The following is a 20,786-nucleotide window of genomic DNA, read 5'->3' on the forward strand; positions in this document are numbered from 1 at the left end:
GCCCTCGGACGGGCCGCGACGCCACGTGTGAGGAGTGTGCAGGGTCACCACTCGAGCGGGAACGTCTTCGGCTTCGAGTCGTTGGGCTCGACGCCGAGGTGCTGGAGCGCGAACGCCGTCACGTCCGAGAAGACGGGCGCGGCGACCACGCCGCCGTACTGGAGCTCCGGGTAGTAGAGGACGACGGAGACCGCGACGCGCGGGTCGTCAGCCGGCGCGACACCGTTGAACGACGCGACGAAGTGGTCGAGCTTCCCGGTGTGCGGGTTGGCAGCCTGCGCAGTTCCCGTCTTGCCCGCGACGCGATAGCCGGGGATCGCCGCGAGCGAGCCCGTACCTTCGGAGACGACGCTCTCCATCATCGCGAGGACCGTGTCGGCCGTCTTCTCCGAGACGACGCGCACCGGTTCGCCGACCTCGAACGGGGTCACCGTCCCGTCAGGGCCGACGTACTCCTTCACGATGTGCGGCTGTGAGCGGAGCCCACCGTTCGCGATCGTCGCGAACACCTCGTTCGCCTGGATCGCGTTGACGGACACACCCTGGCCGAACAGGACGTTCCACTGGGTGCGGCCGTCCCACTTGTCGACGGGGTGCAGGATCCCGGGCGACTCACCAGGCAGGCCCACGCCGGTGCGCTGACCGAACCCGAACTTCGACAGGAAGTCGTATCGCACCTGCTTCGGCAGCTTCTCGCCGATCTGGACCGTGCCCGTGTTGGAGGACTCCGCGAAGATCCCCGCGACCGTCATCTTCTGGACCGGGTGCTCGTGCGAGTCACGGATCGTCTGGTTGTTCGAGGTCACGTACGCGTCAGGGACCTCGAACTTGCTCGTGGGCGTCACGACCCCGGTCTCGAGCGCGGCAGCCATCGTGATGACCTTCGCGGTCGATCCCGGTTCGAAGACGTTGGACACGGCGCGCGACCCCCACGTGGACGGGTCCGACGAGCTCAGGTCGCCCGGGTTCACCGTGTCGGTCTCACCGAGGGCCAGCACCGCGCCGGTCTTGACGTCCTGCACGATCGCAAAGCCGTAGGTCGCCCCGGTCTTGCGCTTGGCGTCCTGGATCGCGTCCTGCGCCTTCCACTGCAGGTCGCCGCTCAGCGTGAGCCGGACGTCCTGGCCGGGCTGTGCCTCGGTGCGCTCCTGCTCACCGGTCGGGATCTGGTGACCGCGCAGGCCGGTCTCGACCTCGTAGGAGCCGGGCGTGCCGCGCAGCGCCTCGTCGAACGTCTGCTCGACACCTGCCGAACCGATGCCCTCGGAGTTGACGAAGCCGATGATGTTGCCCGCCGTCGTGCCGTTGGGGTACTCCCGGACCGAGGTGCGCTCGGCAGCGATCCCGGTGATGTTGAAGGCCTTGATGGCCTGCCAGGTGTCCGGGAGGACGTTCTTGGCGATGTACTTGCCGCGGGCTGTGCCGACGAGCGTCGCGGCGAGCTCGGCGGGCTGCACGCCGAGGAGCGGTGCGAGCACCTCCGCCGCCGCCTCGATGCCCGTGCCCACGATCTCCCGGTCGACGACATGCTTCCACGTCGGCACGAGAGTCAGGTCGGCCTTGATGTGGTAGCGCTCCCCCGACGTCGCGAGGACGTTGCCCTCCGCGTCGAAGATGTCGCCGCGGCCGGCCGGGATCGTGCCGCTGACGAGCCGCTGCTCGAGGGCGGCGGCAGCCAGCTCGGGGCCCTGGATGATCTGGATCGACACGAGCCGGCCCGTGAAGCCGACGAGGACGGCGAGCACGCACGCCATGAACCAGCGCTGCCGACGGCGAGGGTCGCCGACGCGCGCACGCGGGAACAGCGGGCCGCGGGGCGTGGGAGGTGCAGGCCGTCGGCCCGCAGCGGCACCCTTTCCAGGAGTCTGCTGCCCGGCCCGGGCGCCCGCCGGGACGCGGACACGTGCGGGCGCGCCGGCGCGCTCCTGCGGGCGGCGGGCCTGCGGGGCGGCGGAGCGCGGCGCGCGAGCGGTCGCGCGCTGACCGCGCCCGTCGGTCGCGGAACGGGGCGCGGCATGCGTCCGCGAGGCCCCCTGGTTGCGGGCGACAGGCTGGGTGCGAGGGCTGGCCTCGCCGCGACGTGCAGCGACGGGAGTGCGACGCGGCTGCTCGCCAGCCCGTGGCGGCACGCGACGCGGCTGCGCGGCACCCGACCTCTGCTCGTCCATCCCCACGTCCTAGTTCTTCGCCGGGGCTGGCGCCCCGATGATCTTCCCGGCCGCGAGATCGATGAACGCGGGCGTCGAGTCCTGGACCATGCCCAGCTCGCGGGCACGCGCGGCGAGGGCGCCGGGCGCCGACTTCGCGTCGAGGTCAGCGAGGAGAGCCTGCTCCTGCTCGGCGAGCCGGGCGATCGCCGACTGCAGGTCGCGCTCCTCGTACGCACCGTGCGCCATCGCCGTGTTCAGCAGGAGCACGGCGACGAGCGAGGCGACGAGCACCGCCATGCAGAGCAGGACGAACGGCACCCGGCTGCGGGGTCGTGCAGGAGCAGCGACGAGGTGGATGTCGGGGGCGGACTGCGCCGGGGCTGGAGCGGTGGCCCGCCGTACCGAGGGTGCGAAGGAAGGCACGCGTGCGGGCGCTGCGCTCGAGCTCATGGGTGCACCGCCGTACGGTCGAGAAGGTGGTCAGGGGTCGGACGGGTCCGGCGCGCGGCGCGCAGCCGGACGGAGGCTGATCGCGGGTTGGTCTCGAGCTCCTCACCACGCGCCTCCTCGGCGCCGCGTGTGAGCAGCTCCAGGTAGGGCTTGTGGGTCTCGGGCTCGACCGGGAGCCCGGGGGGCGCGCTCGACGTCGCCCCGCGGGCGAGGGTCCGCTTCACGATGCGGTCCTCGAGCGAGTGGTAGGACTCGACGACGATGCGGCCGTCGACCGCGAGGACCTCGACGGCGGCGGGCACGGCACGCGAGAGGACCTCGAGCTCGCCGTTCACCTCGATCCGCAGCGCCTGGAAGGTGCGCTTGGCGGGGTTGCCCCCGGTCTTGCGGGACGCGGCCGGGATGCAGGCGCGCACGAGGTCGACGAGCTCGGCGCTGCGCGTCCAGGGGCGCTCCTCGCGGCGTCGGACGATCGAGCGTGCGATCTTGCCCGCAAAACGCTCCTCGCCGTACTCGCGGAGGATGCGGGTGAGGTCTCGCTCGTCGTACGTGTTGAGCACGTCGGCGGCGGTGGGTCCGGTCGTCGCGTCCATGCGCATGTCGAGCGGGGCGTCCTGCGCGTACGCGAAGCCGCGGTCCGCCTCGTCGAGCTGGAGAGACGAGACGCCGAGGTCCATGAGGACCCCCTGGACCTCGCGCAGCCCCTGGTCGGCGACGACGTCGGCGATCTCGTCGTAGACGGCGTGCACGGGCGTGAACCGGTCGCCGAAGCGCTCGAGGCGCCGAGACGCGAGCTCGAGCGCCTGGGTGTCACGGTCGATGCCGATGACCCGCGCCTCGGGGAGCTGCTCGAGGACTGCCTCCGTGTGGCCGCCCATGCCGAGCGTGCAGTCGACGAGGACGGACCCTGGGGCCGCGAGCGCTGGCGCCAGGAGGTCGACGCAGCGCTGGAGGAGCACGGGGACGTGACGGTCCGACGTGGGGCGCGGGTCGTTCGCCATGGGCTCTCCTCTCGTGTCTGGTCGCGGCCCGGCAAGGGCGGGAGTACGGGGTGGACGTGGCAGGTCGGGTGGTGGTCGATCAACCGCCCGACCAGGTCTCCCACCGCGACCCCGCTGGCACCGGGGAAGGTGTGCCAGATGGGGCGGGAGGAGGCCGAGGCGTGCGGGTGCGTGGCTCCTAGAACGGGAAGGGCGGCAGCACCTCCTCGGCGGTGTCGGCGTATCCGGACTCCTGGCCGGCGAGGTACTCGTCCCAGGCGGCCGAGTCCCAGATCTCGACGCGCGTACCCATGCCGATGACGGCGACGTCACGGTCGAGGCTCGCGTACTCGCGCAGCGGTGCGGGGATGGAGATCCGGCCCTGCTTGTCGGGGATCTCGTCGCTCGCTCCCGAGAGGAACACGCGGAGGTAGTCACGCGACTGCTTGCTCGTGATCGGCGCGAGGCGGATCTGCTCGTACATCCGGCGGAACTCGTCCATGGGGAGCAGGTAGAGGCAGTGCTCCTGACCGCGGGTCATGACGAGACCGGAGGCGAGCTGCGACCGGAACTTGGCCGGGAGGATGAGCCGCCCCTTGTCGTCGAGCCGAGGGTTGTAGGTGCCCAGGAGGAGGCTCGGCGCGCCCGTGAACGACTCAGCGCCCATGTGGATGCACCTCCCCTCATCTCCCGATGGCCCCACAGTACTCCACAATCCTCCACCGTCAACGACGAGATAGCCCTTCTTGAACCGTGTCCTGAACAAATTCGCAGGTCACAGCAGTGGAGGGAAGTGGAGGGAAATCTGCATCCAGTCAGCCTGACGCTCCGCAGGCCAGCCGAGGAGACCACCGAAAGGCCCCACGAGGCGCCCCAGCACGCCCTGATGAGGGCCCGTGGAGCACAGTGGGGGTCCACCGGGCACCGCCGGTGGAGGGAAGTGGGGGGACGTCCGGAGCGACGCGGGACCCGGACGAATGCCTCACGCCGGTCCGTTCCTCTAGGCTTCACCCAGCCGACGAGGAGGAACCGTGACGACGACGCAAGTTCCGAGCAGCCAGGAGCTCTGGGAGATCACCACCACGTGCGACCAGGTCCGGGAGCAGCTCTCCGGCGTGCTCTCCGGAAAGCCCGAGGTCGTGCTCACCACGATCGCCGTCATGCTCGCCGAGGGTCACATCCTCCTCGAGGACGTTCCCGGCGTCGGCAAGACGACCCTCGCCAAGGCGCTCGCACGTGCGATCGACGGCCGCGTCGGACGCATCCAGTTCACCCCGGACCTGCTGCCGAGCGACCTCACCGGCGTGAGCATCTATCGCGCCCAGCAGCACGAGTTCGAGTTCCGGCCCGGTCCGATCTTCGCGAGCATCGTCATCGGCGACGAGATCAACCGCGCCTCGCCGAAGACGCAGTCCGCGCTCCTGCAGTGCATGGAGGAAGGCCAGGTCACCGTCGACGGCCGCACCTACTCGCTCCCCCGCCCCTTCCTCGTCGTCGCGACCCAGAACCCGGTCGAGATGGAGGGCACCTACCCGCTACCCGAAGCGCAGCGCGACCGTTTCATGGCATGCCTGAGCGTCGGCTACCCCTCCCCCGACGCCGAGCTCGAGATGCTCGAGCGACGCGAGGGACGCGACCCCCTCGACGCCGTCCAGAAGGTCACGGACTCCGCGACCATCGAGCGGTTCGTCCAGACCGTGCACCGCATCCACGCCGCGACCGCCGTCAAGCGCTACATCCTCGACCTCGTCGCCGCGACGCGCGCGACGCCGGCGCTCCGGCTCGGCGCATCACCCCGCGCCTCGGTGCAGCTCCTGCGCGCCGCGAAGGCCGTCGCCGCGCTGTCCGGACGCGAGTACGTGATCCCCGACGACGTGCAGATGCTCGCGCACCCCGTGCTGTGCCACCGGCTGATCCTCAGCCCTCAAGCCCGCGCAGGCGGGCAGACCACCGCCTCCGTCGTCGACGACGTGCTCGCCTCCGTCCCGGTCCCGAGCCCGCACCACGTCTCGTGACGCTGCGCCCCGCAGGCCCGACGCCGGCCCGCGTCCGGCTCACCGGCCGCGGGGTGGGCCTCGCCGGAGCAGGCACCGCGCTCGCCGTCGGCGGTCACCTCGTCGACCTGTCAGCGGTCGCCCTCGCCGGGTGCATCGTCCTCGCCGCTCCCCTCGTGTCCTGGCTCGCCCTGCGCGCACGCCCGCTCGGCCCGCGGCTGCGTGTGCGCCGCTCCCTCCAGCCGACGCCCGCGCACGCAGGTCAGGACGTCTCCGTGACCACCGAGGTGGGACCCTCGCGCCCGACCCCGTGGTCCGTCGCCGCCTCGCGCGCGCTCAACCTCGGCGAGGCCGTGCCCGAAGCGTTGCGCGGCCACGCCGTCCTGCGCGCCGCCGTCCGTCCGACGCCGCGCGGCACCTCGCTGCACTACACCCTGCGTCCCAGGCAGCGCGGTCGCTGGCCCGTCGGGCCGCTCGCGACGCGCCGCTACGACGTGCTCGGGCTCGCGACCGCGACCGAGCAGGTCGGCGCGGCCGTACCGCTCACGGTCTGGCCGTCCCTGCTGACCGGGACGATCAGCGACACAGGGGCCCGCTCGGGCCTCACCCCGATGCGGGCCGGCGCGAACGACCCGAGCGACGAGGACACGTCGCTGCGCACCTACCAGGCCGGCGACGACCTGCGCCGGGTGCACTGGGCGAGCGCTGCGCGCCACGGCGAGCTCATGGTCCGCACGAGCGAGGGCGCCAGCCAGGCCCCCGTGTGCGTGATCCTCGACGTCGCCTCCCTCAACGGGAGCGGTGAGCCCGGCTCGCAGAGGCACGTCGCTCTCGAGTGGACCGTGTCGGTCGCGGCCTCGGTCGCCGTCAGCCTCCTCGACTCCGGCCACCCCGTGCGCCTCGTCCTGTCCGACGGCGGCACCGCCCAGGCGGGCCTGCGCGGAGGCGACGGGCAGGCCGGCGCACGCTGGGTGCGATCGCGCGACGCGCAAGGACACGCGGTGCTCCTCGACCTGACCGTCGACGCAGGGCGCCGCGAGCCAGGAGCCACCATCGCCGGGACCCGCGACGACGTGCTGTCTGGCCTCGTCGGCGACAGCCAGCTCGGCGAGATCGTCATCGCGGTGACCGCCTCGACGAGCCGCGACGAGACGTCGCCTCTCGCCGTCGTCGGCGGGACAGCATCACGCCGCTACGCCATCGTCGTCCCGGTCGACAGGACGCAGGACGCCGTGCCGACGCTCCTCGAGCACGGCTGGCGAGCCACACCCCTGCCCGTGGGCGGGGACCTCCCCGCTGCCTGGGACCGGCTGACCGGAGGGACCCGATGACACGGCTGAGCGCACCGACGCCGTCGGGCATCCCGACCCCCGCCAAGGTGGTCGCTTCCGGGGCCGTCGTCCTCGCGATGACCATCGCGTGCGTGGCCGGTCTGGACGGGCTCATCCTGCCTGGCGCGTGGCGGTGGACTGTCGTCGCGATCCTCACGGCCGTCACCGGGGTCATCGTCGCCGCGCGCCTCGCCCTGCGCCGCTGGTCCGGACCGGACGTGAGCACGCTCGCGAGCCTGACCCCGTCCCTCGCCGGTCTCGTGACGGCCGTGCTGCTGCTGGCCGCGCGGTTCGGCCGCAGCGCGCCGCGCGGGACGAGCGGCGACCTCGACCTGTCCGTGTCACTCGAGAACTTCCGCGGTCTCGCGCGCCTCGCCCGCACGATCGAGGAGATCGCGGTCACGACGATCGCACCGATCACCCCGCTCGAGGCGATCGTGGCGCTCTTCACCGCTGGCGCGTGCCTCGTCCTCGTCCTGATGGACATGTTCGTCGCGGTCCGCGTCCCTGCGCTCGCCGGCCTCGCGACGTCGCTCCTCTGGCTCCCCGCCCTCATGATCGTGGGCGACGTCCCCGCGTGGTCGGTCATCACGGTGACCGGGCTTCTGCTCGTCCTCCTCGCCGTCGACCGTCCCACCGGCGCGACGGCACAGACGGGTCGCCGGACTGCCCGTGAGACAGCGATACCGGTCGCCGGTGCTGGCCTGACGATCACCGCGGTCGTCGCGGTCGGGCTCGCCGTGTCGCTCGTGCTGCCGTCCCTCCCCTGGCGCGGCGTCGTCGCCGCTCCCGACCTGAGGACGGGCGTCGCGAACCTGACCGACGACCTCGACCTGCGCCGCAGCCTGCAGGAACAGTCGACCCGCGAGGTCCTCACGTACACGGTCTCCGAGGGAGCTCCGCCGGTCGGCCCGCTGCGCACGACGTCGCTCGTGGACTTCGACGGACAGCAGTGGCAGCCGTCGGACAGCGCCGGCGAGCCCGCGCGCGCCGGGGACCTGCTGTGGCCGTCTCTCGCCGAGGGGAGCTCGGCGACGAGCTTCGCGCTCCGGATGCAGTTCGAAGGTCTGGCGTCGTCGACCGTCCCGGTCCCGCTCGAGCCTCGCATGATCACGTCGAACCGCCAGATGAGCTACGACCCGGAACGGGACGCGGTCGACGTGGCGAACCGCCTCTCGAGCGGCGACTCCCTCGAGATGACCGTCATGCCCCGCGACCTCGACCCGGCGCGCCTGCGGTCCCGCAACACGCTCGAGCTTCTCGACCAGTCCCTCTCGGGTCCTTTCGTCGACCCGGACCGGACGGTGCCCGAGACCTCGCACTCCGCCGACGTGGCGCAGCTGGCCCGGTCGGTCGTCGGCACTGCGGAGAACCGGTACGACGCCGCCGTCGCGCTCCAGGACTTCCTGCGGACGAGCCCGGACTTCAACTACTCGCTCAGCGTCCCGGCCCCGACGTCCGACGACGCCGTGTGGGACTTCCTCCAGGACGGCACCGGGTACTGCGTGCAGTTCGCGTCCGCGATGACGATCATGGCGCGCACGCTCGGCATCCCTGCGCGGATGAGCATCGGATACCTGCCGGGCACGGTCGGGTCGGACGGTGTCGCGGTCGTCCGCGGTCGCGACGCGCACGCGTGGCCGGAGATCTACTTCGACGACGTCGGCTGGGTGCGGTTCGAGCCCACACCGGCGTTGCAGTCGGGTGCACTGCCCGGGTACGCCGCGACGGCGACGGCGACGCCCACCCCGACGGCGACGAAGACGCCCACCCCCACCACGACGTCGCAGCGCCCGACGCGCAGCGCGACGACAGGTCCGACCCGCACCACGGCGACGGCGACGGCGTCGTCCTCCACGAGCGGGCCCGGTGTTCTCGTCGCATCGCTCGTTCTCGTGCTCGTGGCAGCGGCGGGCGTGACCGCGATGCTGCTGCGTCGACGAGCGTCTCGAGTGCACGCGCGCGACGTCGAGGAGGCGTGGTCCACCATCGTCCGCGCCGCTCGCAAGGGCGGTCTCGAGGTGGATCCTGCCGCGACCGTGCGGTCCACGGCCGCGCGGATCGCCCCTGACGGTGACGCTGTGGGCGAGGTCGGGCGTCGCGTGGAGGTCGCGAGGTATGCGCCTGCACCTCGCGCGACTGACAGGGACGAGCTCGACGGGCTGGTTCGCGCGGCTCTTGCTGAGGTCGCGACGCGGTTGGCGGAGGTTGCCAGGTCCGAGGACGGGGGCGACGACGCCAGCACGGCTGAGGAACGGCCCCGCGAGGCGGGTACGAGCGACCGTGGCGAACCTCGATGAGGTCGCAGGTCTCGTCGAGGTCCCGCGTCTCGTCGAGGGCGAAGGGACGGTCGCGGCCGTCGACGTGTGACCTAGCCGAGCGGGCGTCAGCCCTAGCGAGCGGCACGGGGCGCGGCACGCGCAGTGAGCAAACGACGGCCTGGTTCAGCTCACCGGACGTGTCGGCCGCTCCACGGTCGGGCTGGTGCGCGTCGTGAAGGGACGACGCCCGGGCGGGCGTGACGTCTGCGCGGCGCGCGTGGGTCAGAGGCCCTGGTCGCGGCGCCGGTCCCAGCGCTCTTCGAGGCGGGTCATGAAGTCACCAGATCCGCGGCGCTTGGTCGACTTGGCGGTCTTCGAGATCTTTCCGTCAGCGTCGACGGTCCCGAGGGGGCCCTTCTTCGCGGCGGGGCGCAGGAGCGCATAGGCGACGCCACCGAACATGATGGCGAACCCGATGATCCCGACGGCCGGCACGTCGGTCATGACGCCGACGATGAGGAGAACGACGCCGACGACGACGCCTGCTCCCGCAAGCACGTAACGGACACCCGAGCGCCGCGCAGACGGTGACATCGCGCTCGCAAGCTTGGGGTCCTCGGAGTACAGCTGCTGCTCCATCTGCTCGAGCACCCTCTGCTCATACTCTGAGAGCGGCATGAGCACCTCCTCGTGTCGACGCGCCGGACCTGTTCCACCTCAAGGATAGGTCGAGATCCTGGGAGGCGGTAGTTGCGCCGCTCGGGCCTGTCGCAACCGCACGCTTCAGGAGGAGCGGCGCAGGCCTGCCGCTCCCATGCTGATCGCGGCACTGCCGAACTTGCCTCGGACGAGGTCGAGTGCGGCCTCTGCATCGCGGCGCCCCTGGCTCGTCTCGAGGACGGCATCCTCGAGGGTCGGCTGACTGATGCTCCCGGCGCGTTCTCGCAGGTCCTCGACGCGGATGCCGACCAGTCGCACGTCGAGCCCGCGCAGGTCCACCCCGGAGAACAGCTCGCGCGCGACGAGGTAGACGTCGCGCGCCACGTCGGTCGGCGAGCCGAGGGTGCGTGACCGGGTGAGCGTGCGGAAGTCGCTCGTGCGCACCTTGAGAGATACGACACGCCCGACGACGCCCTGGCGCCTCAGCCGTGTCGCGCAGCGGTCTGCCAGCTCGAGCAGGCGAGCCTCGATCTGCGAGATCTCGGACGAGTCCTCACGGAAGGTCACCTCCGCGCCGATCGACCGTTCGACCTGTGTGGTCTCCACTGCGCGTGGGTCCTTGCCCCACGCGAGGTCGTGGAGCCGGGCCCCTGACGCCTTGCCCACGACACGCTGCAGCAACGACACGTCCGTGTCGGCGAGCTGGGCGACCGTCGTGATGCCGAACCGTTCGAGCGCCTCCTCGGTCTTGCCGCCCACGCCCCAGAGAGCTCCGACCGGGAGCGAACGCAGGAACGGCACGGTCGCCTCCGCCGGTATCACGAGAAGACCGTCCGGCTTGGCGTGCACCGAGGCGATCTTCGCGACGAACTTGGAGCTCGCCACCCCGATCGAGCACGGGAGCCCGAGCTCCGCGCTGACGCGGGAGCGGATGCTGGCGGCGATGTCAGCAGGCGGCCCCAGGCGGCGGCGGGCGCCACGGACGTCGAGGAACGCTTCATCGACGCTCACCTGCTCCACGACGCTCGTGACGTCGCGCAGGATGCCCATGACAGCGACCGACGCCTCGCGGTACGCCGCCATGTCGGGTCTGATGACGATGGCCTGGGGGCAGGCACGCAACGCCCTCGACATCGGCATCGCTGACGACACCCCGAACGCTCTGGCCTCGTAGGTCGCGGCAAGCACGACGGACCGCTCGCCTCCTCCGACGATCACGGGCCGACCGGCCAGCTGGGGCTGGCGCACGAGCTCGACCGAGGCGAAGAACGCGTCCATGTCCACGTGCAGGATGTGGCAGCCGTCGTCGGACGTACCCCACTGCCCCGGACGGACCGTTGCCCGCGGGCCCCGGCTCATGATGCCCTCACGACGGCAGGCCGAGCCGCCGCGACTGCGTCCGCCAGCAGTACCGCGACGGCATCCCGGAAGTCCTCGGCCGCGGCAAGGGCCTGCTCCGCAACCGCAGCGTCCACGGACGACAGGTCGCCTGCCTCGATCGCCGCACGCACGCGAGCGGACCGCGCGAAGACCTGGACCCACTCGGCCAGCTCGGGGACGAACTCCCCCGCGAGCTGCCACACGTTGCGGCCCCGGCCACGCACCTTGGCACGACCGCGCGCCTCGAGGATCGCGCCGGCAGCGCGCAGCGCAGCGAAGTGGGCGTGCAAGAACGTGTCAGCCGGGTCGCTCGACAGCTGGGCGGCAAGGATCTCGGCGTCGCAACGCTCGAGGAGGCGGCCCGCAGCGCGGACGCCAGGCAGCTCGGCGGCGCTTCGGTCGGCGCGGACCACAGCGCCGGACGCTGGGTACGCCAGAACGAGGCGCCCGGCAGGAGCACTGCCGTACCGCTCGTGAGTCGCCGTCGTCATGCTCTCCACCTCCCACATCCATGATCGAACACATGTTCGATACCGTCAAGCCCGCGGAGCCCCGGCACGTACCGTTGAGCCATGGCCCGCTCGTCACGTCGACAGAACCAGAACCCTCTGACATCGCGACGCCCCGAGCTGCCGGTCGGGCCCGTCGACATCGCGTCGGGCACCGTCGAGCTCGTCGCCGACCGCGACGACCCGCGCGCGGTCACCGTGCACGTCAACGGCGTGCCGAGCTCCTACGTCCATCTCGACGACCCGACATTCCTCGCCTTCGAGTACATGCAGCAGATGGCATGCCTCATCGACGCGCTCCCCGCAGGCCCGCTCTCCGTCATCCACGTCGGCGCCGCAGGATGCTCCCTCGCCCGCTACGTCGCCGCCGAACGCCCCGGCAGCCGCCAGGTCGCCCTCGACCCTGACCCCACGCTCCTCGAGCTCGTCCGAGGATGGTTCGACCTTCCGCGCGCACCCGAGCTGCGGCTCCGGGCACAGGACGGCCGCGAGGGGCTCGTGAGCCTGCGCGACTCGAGCGCCGACGTCATCATCCGCGACGCGTTCGCCCCCGACACCACGCCGCGCCACCTGACGACGCTCGAGTTCCTCACCGAGGTCGCGCGCGTGCTGCGTCCCGGCGGGCTCTACCTCGCGAACATCGCCGACCGCGCTCCCCTCACCCTGACCCGCAGCGAGGTCGCGACCGCGCTGCAAGCACGCGAGCATGTCGCTGGACGCACCGAGACACGATCGCCGTGGGCCGACCTCGCCGTCGTCGCCGAACCGGCCGTCCTCAAGGGCCGGCGCTACGGCAACCTCGTCCTCGTCGCGCTCCGCGCCGACGAGGACCTCGCGCCTCGCGACTCCTGGCTGTCCGACGTCGACCGGCCGCTCCGGGTGCTCCCCGTCCCCGCCACACGCCTGGGTCGCGTCGACCTCACCCAGCTCAGCGCAGCCGCGCAGGCGCTCCTCGACCCCGCTACCGGCTGAGCGCGAGGCTCAGCGGGGCTCGGCGCCGTCGTCCTCGCCGCCGTCGGGCGCCTGCTCCGCGAGGAAGCGCTCGAACTCTGCGCCGATCTCCTCCGCCGTCGGGATCGCCACGGGCTCCGCCAGCAGGCTGGTGCGCCCCACGCCCTCGACGTAGGCGTCGTACTGCCGCTCGAGCGCATGGACCACGCTCTGGATCTCCTCGGACTCTGCGGCCTGGCGGCCGATCTCCTCGAGCGACTCGGTCGCCGCGTCCTCGAGCGCCTCAGCGTCGAGGTCGAGCCCCGTGGCCACCTCGACGCGACGGAGAGCCGCGAGCGCCGCGGGCGCGAACTGCCCCTGCGCGAGGTAGTGCGGTACGTGCACGGCGAAGCTCATCGCGTCGGTGCCCGCCTCGCCCAGCCGCCGCTCGAGCAGCGCCCCGAACCCGGCGGGCACGGAGACCCGCCCGAAGATCCGCGGCTGCACGCCGGTCAGCTCAGGACGGGTCGCGCTCGTCGTCGCACCGACGGGCCGCGTGTGCGGAACCGCCATCGGTATGCCGTGGACCCCGACCGCGAGACTCACGCCGAACTGGTCGACGAGCCCTTGCACCGCCGCCGCCACACGCTCCCACTGCAGATCAGGCTCACGACCGTGCATCAGGAGGAACCCCGTGCCCTCCGCGTCCTTCACCAGGTCGATCACGAGCCGCGGCTCGTCGTAGTCGGCCCAGTGGTCCTCGTCGAAGATCATCACCGGTCGCCGCGCACGGTAGCTCAGCAGCTGGTCGACGTCGAACGTCACGAGCCGGCGCGCCTCGAGCCGGTCGCGCAGGTGGTCCGACGTGAGCTCGCCGGTGCTCCCCGCGTCGACGAATCCGTCGAGCAGGTGGATGAGGACAGGGCCGTCTGCGCCGGGAGCGCTCGCCAGGCTGGCAGCGACGTCAGCGTCGAGGTGGTAGATGTCCTGCGGGTCGAGCACCGGCTCCTCCTGGGATGTCGTCGGCTGGGCCCGCTCGTGCGGGCCGCACACGTTGCAACGACGCTCCGCCCCGGTTGATTCCCAAGGCCGTGCGTCCGCCATAATGGTTGGCCGTGGCCGACGAGGAGAGCACGAGGTGACCAGGTGACGGTCGACGACGGTCGGTCAGGAATGGCGGCCCGTCCGCCCGAGGTGCTCAAGGAGCAGGAGGTCGTCGACGGGCTCTACGCCCGGCTCGACGAGCTCCGTTCGCGCGCCCGCGCGCGGCTCGGTCAGGTGCGCCGCTCAGGACCGTCGGGCTCCCCGCAGAACAGGTCCGAGCGCGACGCGTTCGCGACGCTCTACGAGGACCGCCTCGCGCAGCTCGAAGCGGTCGAGGACCGCCTCGTCTTCGGCAGGCTCGACCTGGCGGACGGCGGCGACCGCTATGTCGGCCGCATCGGGCTGAGCGACGAGGCGCACGCCTCTCTGCTGACCGACTGGCGCGCTCCAGCAGCCCAGGCGTTCTACCGCGCGACGAGCGCCCAGCCCGACGGCGTGCTGCGCCGTCGGCACCTCGTCACCCGGGGCCGCGCGGTCCTCTCGGTCGAGGACGAGATCCTCGACCTCGACTCGATCGACGAGCAGGACACGACCCACCTGTCCGGCGAGGGTGCGCTCGTCGCCGCGATGGCAGCCGGGCGCACGGCGCGCATGTCGGACATCGTCGCGACGATCCAGGCCGAGCAGGACCGCATCATCCGCTCCGCGCTCGAGGGCGCGCTCGTGGTCCAGGGCGGCCCCGGCACCGGCAAGACTGCGGTCGCCCTGCACCGCGCCGCCTACCTCCTCTACGCGCACCGGCGGGTGCTCGAGCGCTCCGGGGTGCTCCTCGTGGGACCGAGCGAGGACTTCCTCGGGTACATCGACCAGGTCCTGCCCTCGCTCGGCGAGACGGGCGTCGTGTCGACGACGATCGGCTCGCTCCTCCCGGGCATCCGGGCGACCGCGGTCGAGGGCGACGTCGCGGCACGTCTCAAGGGAGACCTGGGCTTCGCGCGGTCGGTCGCGCGCGCCGTGCGCGCCCGGCAGCGCGTCCCGCAGGCGGACGTCCACCTGGAGCTCGACGGCGTCCCGCTCGTCATCCGTCGCGGCGACGTCGAGCAGGCGATCGACCGCGCGCGCCGCACGCGCAAGCCGCACAACCTGGCGCGGCCGGTCTTCGTCAAGGACGTGCTCAAGCGGCTGGTCGCGCAGTATGCCGAGCACGTCGGGACAGATCTCGAGCCCGAGGAGCGGGCGATCGTCCTCGAGGACCTGCGCTCGCACCGCGACGTGCGCGTGACCCTCAACCTCGCGTGGTTCCCGATCACTCCGCAGCGCCTGATCGAGGACCTGTGGATCAAGCCGCACCGCCTCGAGGAGGCGGCACCGCACCTGAGCGCGGAGCAGCGCGCGGCGCTGCGTCGCGAGCCGGGCGCACCGTGGACGGATGCGGACATCCCTCTGCTCGACGAGGCGGCCGAGCTGCTCGGGGAGGACGACGAGGCGGCACGCGTGCAGGCGCGCGCGGACGCGGAGCAGCGCAAGCGCGACGTCGAATATGCCCAGCAGGTCCTGTCCCGGTCCGACGCGGGCGCGCTCGTCTCCGCCGAGATGCTCGCCGACCGCTTCTCGTCAGGGGGCACGACCCTGACGACGGCGGAGCGTGCGGCGTCCGACAGGTCGTGGACCTACGGTCACGTGATCGTCGACGAGGCGCAGGAGCTCTCGGCGATGGCATGGCGGATGCTCTTGCGGCGCTGCCCCACGCAGTCGATGACGATCGTCGGCGACGTCGCCCAGACGTCGAGCAGCGCGGGCACCCGCTCGTGGGCGTCGATGTTCTCGCAGGTGCTGCGTCCGGGCTGGCGGCTCGAGGAGCTCACGGTCAACTACCGGACGCCGTCGGCGATCGCAGAGGCGGCACAGCGCGCGGCGGTCGCGGCGCGCCTGCCCGTCTCGCGGGTGACGTCGGCCCGCGAGGTGCCCGAGGCGCTGCACGCGGTCGCGCTCGTCGACGGCGACCGTCAGCTGCGCGCGATCGTGGCCGATGCCCTCGACCGGCACGTCCGCGAGGACGGCACGGGGCGCGTCGCCGTCCTGGCGACGTCCGAGCGGGCGGACCGGCTGCGCACGGTCCTGGCGGGGGCCGCCGACGGCGTGCTCACCACCGTGCAGGACGCGCTCGTCGTCCTCGACGTCCGCAGCGCGAAGGGCCTCGAGTTCGACGCCGTCGTGCTCGTCGAGCCCGACGAGCTCGCGCCGTCGGACCTCTACGTGGCGATGACGCGCCCCACCCAGCAGCTCATCCTGGTGCACTCGCGCGACCTTCCGGAGGGCACCATCCCCCAGGCGTGACGGGTCCAGCGGCTGGACGAGTTTGTGAGCCTCCTCGCACCCGGCCGATACTGGCCGGGTGCAACGAGCCCTTCTGCTGGAGAACCTCCACCCTCTCGCCACCTCGATCCTGCAGGCGCAGGGCATCGAGGTAGTCACACGCACGGGCGCTCTCGACGAGCCTGAGCTCATCGAGGCGCTCGACGGCGTGCACATCCTGGGCATCAGGTCCAAGACCACCGTCTCGCAGCGCGTGATCGAGTCCGCGCCCGACCTGATGGCGATCGGTGCGTTCTGCATCGGCACCAACCAGATCGACCTGGCCACCGCTGCCCGCCACGGCGTCGCAGCGTTCAACGCGCCCTTCTCGAACACCCGCTCGGTCGTCGAGATCGCGATCGCCGACATCATCGCGCTCACGCGGCGCCTGACGGTGTTCAACGACGAGATGCACGCTGGCACGTGGAACAAGTCGGCTGTCGGCGCGCACGAGATCCGCGGCCGCACGCTCGGCATCGTCGGCTACGGCAACATCGGCACCCAGCTGTCGGTCCTCGCCGAGAACCTCGGCATGTCCGTCGTCTTCTACGACACGGCGGAGAAGCTTGCGCTCGGGAACGCGCGCCGCATGGAGTCGCTCGACGAGCTGCTGGAGATCGCGGACATCGTCACGCTCCACGTCGACGGCCGCGCGGGCAACGCCGGCATGTTCGGTGCGGAGCAGGTCGCCAAGATGCGGCCGGGTGCGGTGTTCCTCAACCTGTCCCGCGGATTCGTGGTGGACTACGGCGCGCTGCGCGACGCGATCCTGTCGGGTCACGTGGCGGGCGCTGCGGTCGACGTCTTCCCGACGGAGCCCAAGCGGAAGGGTGACCCCTTCGCGTCGGAGCTCCAGGGTCTGCCGAACGTCATCCTCACGCCGCACACCGGCGGTTCGACCGAGGAGGCACAAGAGGCGATCGGCCAGTTCGTCGCGACGAAGATCCGCGACTACCTGACGACGGGCTCGACGACGCTGAGCGTCAACCTGCCGAACCTGGCGCTCGAGCACGGGGACGGCGTCAACCGCCTCGCGTACCTCCACCGCAACGTCCCCGGTGTGCTCGCTCGGGTCAACCAGATCCTCGCGACTCACGACGTCAACATCGAGGGTCAGCTCCTCGCGACGCGCGGCGATCTCGGCTACGTGGTCACGGACGCCGAGGGCAGCATCCCCGCCGAGGTGCTCGACGAGCTCGGGGCGCTGGACGCGACGATCCGGCTCCTGCAGGTGGGCTGACCAGACGACCGACACGAGAGGGGCGTCCGGGACGATGTCCCAGGCGCCCCTCTCGTGTCGTCTGTGCGAAAGCGTCAGCCGGACTTGCGGCGGAAGGTGCGCTGCGTCGGCCCGCTCGTCTCGGAGCCGTGGACCGCGCCCGTGTTCTGCTCGTTGTCACCGCCGGGGTGCTTGCCGGCGCTCTTGCGCTCGAGTGCCTCGCGGAACTTGTCCTTCACGTCCTGCGGCACTGCCTGGCGCTTGTCGTCCGTCATGCCTCACCTCCGAGTGTGTCGACGGGCCGCCATCTGCGGCGCCTGCCCTCCAGCCTGCCCTGAACGCGGCGGAGGTGCCAGGACAAAACACGGACGGCGTGGCGAGAAGGCACGCACGACCGGCCGAGGCCCTACTCGGCGTCCCGGACCGAGTCGGTGTCGACGACCTCTCCGTCGAGCGCTTCGGCGTTCTCGCGGTCAGCGCGCAACGCGGTGATGGCCGACTCGAAGTCCTCGAGCGAGCTGAAGTCCTGGTAGACGCTCGCGAACCGGAGGTAGGCGACCTCGTCGAGCTCGCGCAGCGGCCCGAGGATCGACAACCCGATCTCGTTCGCGTCGATCTCGGCACTGCCGGAACCGCGGATGGAGTCCTCGACGCGCTGCGCGAGGATGGCGAGGTCGTCGTCACTCACGGGACGCCCCTGGCAGGCTTTGCGCACGCCGTTGGAGACCTTCTCGCGACTGAACGGCTCGGTCGCACCCGAACGCTTGACGACCGTCAGGCTCGACGTCTCGATCGTGGAGAAACGCTTCTGGCAGGCCGTGCACTGGCGCCTGCGTCGGATGGAGAGGCCGTCGTCCGAGGTGCGGGAATCGATCACTCGCGAATCCTGATTCCGGCAGAACGGGCAGTGCATCACAATCCTTCGCGACGATCGGGGCGTACTCTCCCGCCGAATCTAGGTGGCGCACCCCGACGAAGCAAGGCAAACCGCCGCGCGCGCGGCAGCGACCTGATCAGGGCAGGACAGGCACGACGAGCTGCTGACCGACCGACAGCTGGCTGCCAGCGAGGTCGTTGAGCTCCATCAGGTCGTCCATGACGTCCCTGACGTCCTCACCCACCGGCGTCGCCGCAGACGCGATCTGCCACAGCGACTCCCCCGACGCGACCGTGTGGACGGTGACCTCCTGAGGCGCCGACGGGGCGTCCGCGTCGGCGACCGACGCGAACAGCACGGCCCCCAGCGCGACGACGAGGAGCGCGAGCAGGGAGAGCACGACCCGGCCCCGCCGGGTCAGTCGCAGAGGCGCCTCGGCCTGGGGTGCACGCGCGACGGAGACCCGCTGCACCCGCGGGCGCAGCTCGACGACGACACCGGCTCGTGCGCCCGGCCCTGCGACCACCATGCTGCTCATCTGAACTCCGCTCCCAGCGCCGCGAGGCGCCTGCTCATCGACCCGAACACCTGTATGACGAACATGTGTTCTATTTCTAGCAGCGTGGGGGCCTCTTGTCGAGACACGATCGAACGGGTGTTTGAAACGAGTCCCTCGCTCCCCTACGCTGAAACAAGAGCATCACGAGCCTCTGACACTGCGGTGCGGCGGTCTGGATGCCCGCCTGACCACACGGGATGGCGACCGTCCGACGATCAGGGAGCCGAGCGTGAACGAGACCAGGACGCGAGAAGCCGACGTGAGCCCGGGGGGCGAGGTCGTCCTCGGCGAGACGTTGACACCGCGCCAGCGTGCGGTGCTCGAGTGCATCCGGCAGTCTCTCGAGGCCCGGGGCTACCCGCCCACGATGCGAGAGATCGGCGAGCGCGTCGGTCTCACGAGCCCGTCGAGCGTCAAGCACCAGCTCGAGTCGCTCGAGCGCAAGGGGTTCCTGCGGCGGGACCCGAACCGGCCCCGTGCGATGGAGATCGTGCAGGCGCACGACGCGCAGCTCGTCCCTCTCGACCGCGGCGCCACCGAGGCACCGGGCCGCCCCGCCCTGTCGCTCGTGTCGGAGGGCGCGGCCCCCGAGGACAGCAGGCCCGCCCCGTCGTACGTCCCGCTCGTCGGCCGCATCGCTGCTGGCGGTCCCATCCTCGCCGACCAGGTCGTCGAGGACGTGTTCCCGCTCCCCCGTCAGCTCGTCGGCGACGGCGACCTCTTCCTCCTGACCGTCGTCGGCGACTCGATGATCGACGCCGCGATCTGCGACGGCGACCTCGTCGTCGTCCGCAGCCAGCCCGTCGCCGAGAACGGTGAGATCGTCGCCGCGATGATCGACGGCGAGGCGACCGTCAAGACGCTGCGCCGCGCGCACGACGGCGTCTGGCTCATGCCTGCCAACGCGGCCTACCAGCCCATCCCCGGGAACGACGCGACCATCCTCGGTCGGGTCGTGAGCGTGCTCCGCTCCCTCTGACCGGCGCCGGCACGCGAGCGAGCGGCCGGAGACGCACCGCGGGCCCGGACCGACAAGGTCCGGGCCCGCGGTGCGTCCAGGTTCTGGGTGTCAGAAGCCGAACTGTCGCGCGACCGCGCGAAGCTGGTCGGCCGAGTTCTTCAGCCCGTCGTACTCAGCGTCGGAGAGCGGGATCTGCAGCGTGTCGTAGATGCCGCGGCGCCCGACGATCGACGGGACCGAGAGGCACACGTCAGTGATGCCGAAGTAGTCGTCGAGGAGCGACGACACTGGCAGGACCGAGTGCTCGTTGTTGAGGACGGCCTCGATGATCCGGGTGCCTGCGAGCCCCACGGCGTAGTTCGTCGCGCCCTTGCCCTCGATGATCCGGTAGGCGGAGTTCGCGACCTCGTGCGCGATCTGGGCGCGGACCTCGGCCGTCAACGGGCCGTGCTTGCCCGAGCGGTTCCACTCGAGCAGCGGGATCGCACCGATGGACGCGGAGTCCCACAGCGGGATCTCGGAGTCGCCGTGCTCGCCCGCGATGTACGCGTGCACGTTCTGCACCGCGACGCCGCAGTGCTCGGCGATCAGGTAGCGCAGGCGCGACGAGTCGAGCACCGTGCCCGAGCCGAACATCTGCTGCGGCGGCAGCCCCGAGATCTTGAGCGACGCATACGTCACGACGTCGACAGGGTTCGTCACCATGATGTAGACCGCGTCCGGTGCGACCTCGACGAGCGGCGGCAGGATCTTCTTCATCAGCTCGATCGTCGCCCCGGCGAGATCGATCCGGCTCTGGCCCGGCTTCTGCTTCGCCCCTGCGGTCACGACGACGACGTCCGCGTCGGCGCACACGGCGATGTCGTCCGAGCCGAGCACCTCGGCCTGCGGGACGAACTGGACGCCGTGCTGGAGGTCGAGCGCCTCGGCCTCGACCTTGGCGGCGTTGATGTCGTGCAGCGCAACGGTGCGTGCGGCACCGCGCATGAGGGCCGCATAGGCGAGCGTCGCTCCCACGGCACCCGCACCGACGACGGCGAGCTTGGTCGTGCGGCGTGCGGGCTCGAGCGACAGGTCAGGGGTGTGCGTTGACATCGGTCCTCCGGTCGTGACGTCGGCGCCGCGC

19 protein-coding genes are annotated in these 20,786 nt (G+C 71.5%); 7 read left to right on the forward strand and 12 right to left on the reverse strand.

The features are described 5' to 3' along the window. Positions 1 to 44: 44 nt before the first annotated feature. From HF995_RS00305 to mraZ, 4 genes are all read right to left on the reverse strand, one after another. A complete protein-coding gene (locus HF995_RS00305) occupies positions 45 to 2,168 on the reverse strand; it encodes a peptidoglycan D,D-transpeptidase FtsI family protein (RefSeq protein WP_168445858.1) in 2,124 nt (707 codons plus the stop codon). A gap of 9 nt (positions 2,169 to 2,177) precedes the next feature. After that, on the reverse strand, positions 2,178 to 2,600 hold the full coding sequence (ftsL, locus tag HF995_RS00310; RefSeq protein WP_168445859.1) for a cell division protein FtsL: 423 nt from the start codon (positions 2,598 to 2,600) through the stop codon (positions 2,178 to 2,180). Next, positions 2,597 to 3,601: a 16S rRNA (cytosine(1402)-N(4))-methyltransferase RsmH gene (gene rsmH / locus HF995_RS00315; protein WP_168445860.1), complete on the reverse strand. Its 1,005-nt coding sequence runs from the start codon at positions 3,599 to 3,601 to the stop codon at positions 2,597 to 2,599. Before rsmH ends, ftsL begins: the two co-directional genes overlap by 4 nt. Positions 3,602 to 3,779: 178 nt before the next feature. After that, positions 3,780 to 4,247 (reverse strand): division/cell wall cluster transcriptional repressor MraZ, encoded by a 468-nt coding sequence (gene mraZ / locus HF995_RS00320; RefSeq protein WP_168445861.1) that lies wholly within the window; start codon positions 4,245 to 4,247, stop codon positions 3,780 to 3,782. 364 nt (positions 4,248 to 4,611) lie between these two features. Between mraZ and HF995_RS00325 the strand changes: the two genes are divergently transcribed. Genes HF995_RS00325 through HF995_RS00335 form a run of 3 tightly spaced genes read left to right on the forward strand, consistent with a single transcriptional unit; the run spans position 4,612 to position 9,205 of the window. Further along, a complete protein-coding gene (locus HF995_RS00325; protein ID WP_168445862.1) occupies positions 4,612 to 5,595 on the forward strand; it encodes an AAA family ATPase in 984 nt (327 codons plus the stop codon). Further along, positions 5,592 to 6,905 carry a DUF58 domain-containing protein gene (locus HF995_RS00330; protein ID WP_168445863.1) on the forward strand — a complete coding sequence of 438 codons (1,314 nt, stop codon included), beginning with the start codon at positions 5,592 to 5,594 and terminating at the stop codon, positions 6,903 to 6,905. Before HF995_RS00325 ends, HF995_RS00330 begins: the two co-directional genes overlap by 4 nt. Continuing rightward, positions 6,902 to 9,205: a transglutaminase TgpA family protein gene (locus tag HF995_RS00335; protein ID WP_168445864.1), complete on the forward strand. Its 2,304-nt coding sequence runs from the start codon at positions 6,902 to 6,904 to the stop codon at positions 9,203 to 9,205. Before HF995_RS00330 ends, HF995_RS00335 begins: the two co-directional genes overlap by 4 nt. A 243-nt stretch (positions 9,206 to 9,448) precedes the next feature. Here the strand turns inward: HF995_RS00335 and HF995_RS00340 are convergent, their stop codons facing one another. The 3 genes from HF995_RS00340 to HF995_RS00350 form a co-directional block, all read right to left on the reverse strand. Continuing rightward, positions 9,449 to 9,844, reverse strand: a complete 396-nt coding sequence (locus HF995_RS00340) for an SCO2097 family morphological protein (RefSeq protein WP_168445865.1) — start codon at positions 9,842 to 9,844, stop codon at positions 9,449 to 9,451. 105 nt (positions 9,845 to 9,949) lie between these two features. Further along, a complete protein-coding gene (dinB, locus tag HF995_RS00345) occupies positions 9,950 to 11,185 on the reverse strand; it encodes a DNA polymerase IV (RefSeq protein WP_168445866.1) in 1,236 nt (411 codons plus the stop codon). Next, positions 11,182 to 11,697: an SAV_6107 family HEPN domain-containing protein gene (locus HF995_RS00350; RefSeq protein ID WP_168445867.1), complete on the reverse strand. Its 516-nt coding sequence runs from the start codon at positions 11,695 to 11,697 to the stop codon at positions 11,182 to 11,184. The genes dinB and HF995_RS00350 overlap by 4 nt, the downstream gene beginning before the upstream one ends. A gap of 81 nt (positions 11,698 to 11,778) precedes the next feature. On the opposite strand from HF995_RS00350, the gene HF995_RS00355 reads away from it, so the two are divergent. After that, positions 11,779 to 12,687, forward strand: coding sequence for a spermidine synthase (locus HF995_RS00355; protein ID WP_168445868.1), 909 nt, complete (start codon positions 11,779 to 11,781; stop codon positions 12,685 to 12,687). 9 nt (positions 12,688 to 12,696) lie between these two features. Here the strand turns inward: HF995_RS00355 and HF995_RS00360 are convergent, their stop codons facing one another. Then, positions 12,697 to 13,647, reverse strand: a complete 951-nt coding sequence (locus tag HF995_RS00360; protein WP_168445869.1) for a PAC2 family protein — start codon at positions 13,645 to 13,647, stop codon at positions 12,697 to 12,699. Between the two features lie 171 nt (positions 13,648 to 13,818). Between HF995_RS00360 and HF995_RS00365 the strand changes: the two genes are divergently transcribed. Next, on the forward strand, positions 13,819 to 16,026 hold the full coding sequence (locus HF995_RS00365) for a HelD family protein (RefSeq protein WP_168446915.1): 2,208 nt from the start codon (positions 13,819 to 13,821) through the stop codon (positions 16,024 to 16,026). A gap of 58 nt (positions 16,027 to 16,084) precedes the next feature. After that, positions 16,085 to 17,284: a phosphoglycerate dehydrogenase gene (gene serA, locus HF995_RS00370; protein ID WP_168445870.1), complete on the forward strand. Its 1,200-nt coding sequence runs from the start codon at positions 16,085 to 16,087 to the stop codon at positions 17,282 to 17,284. Positions 17,285 to 17,358: 74 nt separating this feature from the next. On the opposite strand, the gene HF995_RS00375 is transcribed toward serA, so the two are convergent. From HF995_RS00375 to HF995_RS00385, 3 genes are all read right to left on the reverse strand, one after another. Next, a complete protein-coding gene (locus HF995_RS00375; RefSeq protein WP_168445871.1) occupies positions 17,359 to 17,538 on the reverse strand; it encodes a DUF5302 domain-containing protein in 180 nt (59 codons plus the stop codon). 131 nt (positions 17,539 to 17,669) lie between these two features. Next, positions 17,670 to 18,176, reverse strand: coding sequence for a transcriptional regulator NrdR (nrdR, locus tag HF995_RS00380; protein ID WP_168445872.1), 507 nt, complete (start codon positions 18,174 to 18,176; stop codon positions 17,670 to 17,672). 100 nt (positions 18,177 to 18,276) lie between these two features. After that, complete coding sequence (locus HF995_RS00385; protein ID WP_168445873.1) at positions 18,277 to 18,678, reverse strand: LysM peptidoglycan-binding domain-containing protein; 402 nt, start codon at positions 18,676 to 18,678, stop codon at positions 18,277 to 18,279. A gap of 280 nt (positions 18,679 to 18,958) precedes the next feature. Here HF995_RS00385 and lexA point away from each other — a divergent pair, with 280 nt between their 5' ends. Next, positions 18,959 to 19,678, forward strand: coding sequence for a transcriptional repressor LexA (lexA, locus tag HF995_RS00390; RefSeq protein ID WP_434060838.1), 720 nt, complete (start codon positions 18,959 to 18,961; stop codon positions 19,676 to 19,678). Positions 19,679 to 19,768: 90 nt separating this feature from the next. On the opposite strand, the gene HF995_RS00395 is transcribed toward lexA, so the two are convergent. Beyond that, positions 19,769 to 20,755: an L-lactate dehydrogenase gene (locus HF995_RS00395; protein WP_168445875.1), complete on the reverse strand. Its 987-nt coding sequence runs from the start codon at positions 20,753 to 20,755 to the stop codon at positions 19,769 to 19,771. Between the last annotated feature and the right edge of the window lie 31 nt (positions 20,756 to 20,786).

This window comes from Sanguibacter hominis ATCC BAA-789, from assembly GCF_012396185.1.
Lineage (GTDB): Bacteria > Actinomycetota > Actinomycetes > Actinomycetales > Cellulomonadaceae > Flavimobilis > Flavimobilis hominis.